Raw genomic sequence first — 4,277 nt, forward strand, 5'->3', positions numbered from 1 at the left:
ACGTTGACGGGCACGAAGGCGGAGCTTCGGGAATTCCACGATCTCCTGCGCCAACACGCCGATCCGTCCCACTCCGGGAGAGGTATCGTCGAGATCGATGATGTCATCGCCCGTGGAACGCTGATCGTGGCCAGCCTGTCCAGCACGCTCCATTCCCTCGGGAAGATGCGGGACGAAATCGAGAACCGGACACGCAGCCTCAAGGACCGTTCGAAGCATACAGTCTACGGATTCCTCGGCGTCTCCGTCGCGCTGGCCATCCTCGCCTTCGCCGTCACGATCCGCGCGGTGGCGCGGCCGGTCGACGCCTTCGTCAAGGGAATCAAGAGCGTGGCGGACGGCAAGTTCCAGGACAAGATCGCTATCCGGTCGAAGGATGAGATCGGGTACCTGGCGGACCGGTTCAACGGCATGATCGACCGCCTGAACGAGATGAACATGGAGAAGGACCGGCACCTGGCGGAACTGGCGGATTTCAACGACCGGCTCGAAGAACGGGTGCGGGAAGCCACCGGGGGCCTTGCCCGCGCCAACCGGGAGCTGAAATCCGCCCAGGAACAGATGGTGCGCGCGGAGACGATGGCGGCGATCGGGACGCTGTCGTCGGGGATCTCCCACGAGCTCAGCACGCCCTTGAGCGTGGTTCTGAACATGGCCCAGCTCGTCAAGCAGGACGTGCGGGACAACCCCGGCCTGCTCAAGGACATCGAGGTGATCGAGTACGAGGCCAACCAGGCTATCAAGATCACCCGGAGCCTGCTGGGATTCGCGCGGTCCGCAAAATCGAAAAAAGAAAGATCGAACGTCAACGACGTCCTCCGGGAGTTGTTCAAGATCCTGGAGTTCCAGCCCAGGGCGAAATCGATCGCGCTGGTCAAGGACCTGGATTCGGCCGTAATGCCGATCCTGGCCGGAGCGGGCCAGCTCCGGCAGGTCTTCCTGAACGTAATATTGAATGCGGTACAGGCCATGCCAGGGGGGGGCGAGCTCAGGGTCGTCACCCGCAACATCCGGGAACCGCACTTCGAGGGTGTCGAAATCGCCGTTTCCGACACGGGTGTGGGCATCCCCAAGGACCAGATCAAGAAGATCTTTCAGCCGTTCTTCACGACGAAGGAAGAAGGAACAGGCCTGGGACTCGCCATCACCTACGGAATTATCCGGGAACACAACGGCAAGATAGAGGTGGAAAGCGAGGAGGGCAAGGGGACCACGTTCCGCATCTTCATTCCGAAGAGCCCGGAGGATAACACCGCATGAACCGGAACATCCTCGTCGTCGAAGACGACCTCAACCTATCGGCGGTCCTGTCGCGTGTGCTGCGCCGCGAAGGATACGACGTGGCCGTCTCCAATACCGTTGCGGACGGAATCGACCGGGTCCGCAGTGAAGCGCCCGGGATCGTCCTGACCGACATCTACCTGCCTGACGGCAACGGGATCGACATCCTCGAATACGCGAAGTCGATCGGCGCGGGCACGGACGTGATCGTCATGACGGCGAATGCGACGGTCGAGTCCGCCATCGAAGCGCTGAAGAAAGGCGCGCAGGACTACCTTCTCAAGCCCTTCCAGGTGGACGAGCTCGTCATCCTGTTCCGCAAGATCTTCGAGCGGAAGGCGCTGATCGCCGAAAATCTCTACCTCAAGGGAGAGATCCGGACCCGCTCCGGGTTTGCGGACCTGGTCGGCGAATCCCCTTGCATGCGCGATCTCTTCGAGGTGGTCGACAGCCTTTCCCGCAGCGGGGCGGGCGTGCTGATCCAGGGGGAGAGCGGCACCGGCAAGGAACTTATCGCACGGGCGATCCACTTCCGCGGGGACCGGGCGGAAAGGATGTTCGTGCCGATCAACTGCAGCGCGATCCCCGATAACCTGCTCGAGTCGGAGCTGTTCGGCCACCTCAAGGGATCCTACACGGGGGCGGCGGAAAACAAGAAGGGGCTGTTCGAGCATGCGGACAAGGGCACCCTCTTCCTGGACGAGATCGGCGACCTCTCGACGGCGCTCCAGGCCAAGCTGTTGCGGGTGCTCCAGGATGGGCGGATCAGACGGATCGGCGACTTCCGGGAGATAGAGGTGGACACGCGGATCGTCGCCGCCACCAACAAGGACCTCCCCGCCCTCATCAAGCACGGGGATTTCCGTGAGGACCTTTATTACCGTTTGGCGGTGGTGCCCATCCGCGTCCCGCCCCTTCGGGAACGCAGGGAGGACATCCCCCTTCTGGCCGGGCATTTTACAGGCAAATACGCGGTGCCGAAGCAGCGGGAGATCCGGTTCGCCGATGAGACGCTTGAGACCCTCGGGTCATACGCCTGGCCGGGCAACGTGCGGGAACTCAAGAACCTCGTGGAACGGCTGACGATCCTGAGGCCTGGAAGGACCATCGGGCCGGACGACCTGCCTGCCGAGATGACAAGCGGAAGTTCAGCGTTCGATGCGATCGCCCCCGGCGCCGGCTACCAGGAGGCGAAGCAGCGGATGCTGGACGATTTCCATCGAAAGTTCATCGACAAGGCGCTTACGGAGCACGGCGGCAACGTCTCCAGGGCCGCCGAGTCCATCGGCATGGACCGGGGGAACTTCCAGCGGCTCCTGCGCCGCTACGGCGTGCGGTCCTCCGCTTTCCGGCCCGACGAATAGGGACATCTCCCGGCGGGATTCGTCCCACGCCCGCATTTCCCACCATGCTTCTGCGGCCGGTGCGTCGATTCCTGCTCCCCGGTGCGTCAATTCCCACCCCCCCGATTCCGATGGAAAAATCGTTGACGGATAAGCATAACCATTCCTGCTCCGCGGGATAGGTGCGTCAGGACCGCGCAGAAAACCCCTTTTCCCCGATTCGCGGGGATTCTTCAACAAGTTGTATTTCCGGCCTGAAAACAGTCACTTCCGCGTTTCCGGCCGGTGTGGCGCGACGCTTGCGTAGGACGTAGGGCAAAGGGACGCCCGCTATCGCGGGGCCGGACCGCCAATGCCATCGTCACTGCCATATAGATCGAGGCCACTCTTGCGCCGGAAAGGAGAAATCATGAGACGGAGGCTGATCTGGGTAATGCTAACAATGGTCGTCACGACCTGGGCCGGGTGCAACGGCGACAAATCGACTTCGGTTTCGGTGAGCGGGTCGTTATCCTCTCCCGTGTCCAACGCCACCTGCCTCGCCGCCGACTGCCACGGCAACACCGTACTGGCGAAGACGATCGTCAACGATCAGGGCAACAATGAAACCGTTCCTCTCTATGTGAATGCAACGCTCTACGCGGCAAGCACGCACGGGAGCCAGTTCTGCGTCGGCTGCCACACCGATATAAACGCGGCCGGGGGCTCCCATGGTCCCGTCGACAAGACGTACGGCGGCTGGGCGCGGTTCAGCCGCAGCCAGGCCGTAGAATCCATCCGCACGAACGAAGTGCTGAGGACGCGCAACTATTACACGGCGGCGTCGCGAAGCTGCGTTACCTGCCACACCAGTCACTCCGGGTTCGAGTACAGCGCCCACGCCACGATCTTCAAGCAGCGCGCCGCACGCATCGACGCCAACCTGACGACGATCGCGACCGAGCAGGAAGGCAAGCCCACGACGATCGGCGAGGACTATGCGGCCGGAAATTGCAACCGGTGCCACGCGTCCTGCGGGACCTGCCACTTCAAGTCCACGATCGCCAGGAAAAACAGTCATTCAGTTCTTGAGTATTGGGACCAGGCCCAGACGAACAACACGACCGACGGGTCCACCGCGGTACCGGACAGCATGTCCGAATACTATATGGACTGGACGACCAACGTGGCGTCCCATGAATTCCGCACGAGGGCGTACTTCGCGACCGACACGGAAGGCGTGTGCAAGGCATGCCACACGGGCTTCCAGAAACCCGCCGCCAACGCCTACTACTGGACGGGTCCGGATCACTCCGCCACGAGCACTCAATGGGCGAAGGTGAAGGCCACCGCCGCAAAACGCCACTCGCAGGCGTACGAGCTTCAGATCTCGGGAAGCACGACTCTCTCTCCGCTCACTGGTGGAACGAACACGGGCCATTCCCAGATGACTTGCGCGGGCTGCCACGGAACGGCCACCACTGCGGCCGGCAACATCCACAACCTGCCGGGGATGACGTATGAGTGGTCGGCGCGCGGCGACGTCCAGTGCACCGATTGCCACGGGACGTATGTGCACGTGGAAACTTCCGTGGCGGGGCATATGGACAACACCGGCACCAAGGTCGCCTGCATCGGCTGCCACACATACGGCCTTGCGAGGGACCACGAGAT

3 protein-coding genes are annotated in these 4,277 nt (G+C 62.4%); all 3 read left to right on the top strand.

Annotated features, from left to right (window positions below; translation table 11 throughout):
- Nucleotides 1-1,260, top strand: a 1,260-nt coding sequence (locus HY896_09085) for a HAMP domain-containing protein (GenBank protein MBI5576499.1), incomplete at its 5' end; no start/stop codon positions are given.
- Complete coding sequence (locus HY896_09090; protein ID MBI5576500.1) at nucleotides 1,257-2,645, top strand: sigma-54-dependent Fis family transcriptional regulator; 1,389 nt, start codon at nucleotides 1,257-1,259, stop codon at nucleotides 2,643-2,645. The genes HY896_09085 and HY896_09090, both read left to right, overlap by 4 nt.
- Before the next feature lie 388 nt (nucleotides 2,646-3,033).
- Nucleotides 3,034-4,277 (top strand): hypothetical protein (locus tag HY896_09095; protein ID MBI5576501.1); only part of this gene is annotated, 1,244 nt, incomplete at its 3' end.

It is taken from the genome of Deltaproteobacteria bacterium (assembly GCA_016218975.1).
In the GTDB taxonomy this organism is placed as follows: domain Bacteria; phylum Desulfobacterota; class Deferrimicrobia; order Deferrimicrobiales; family Deferrimicrobiaceae; genus JAENIX01.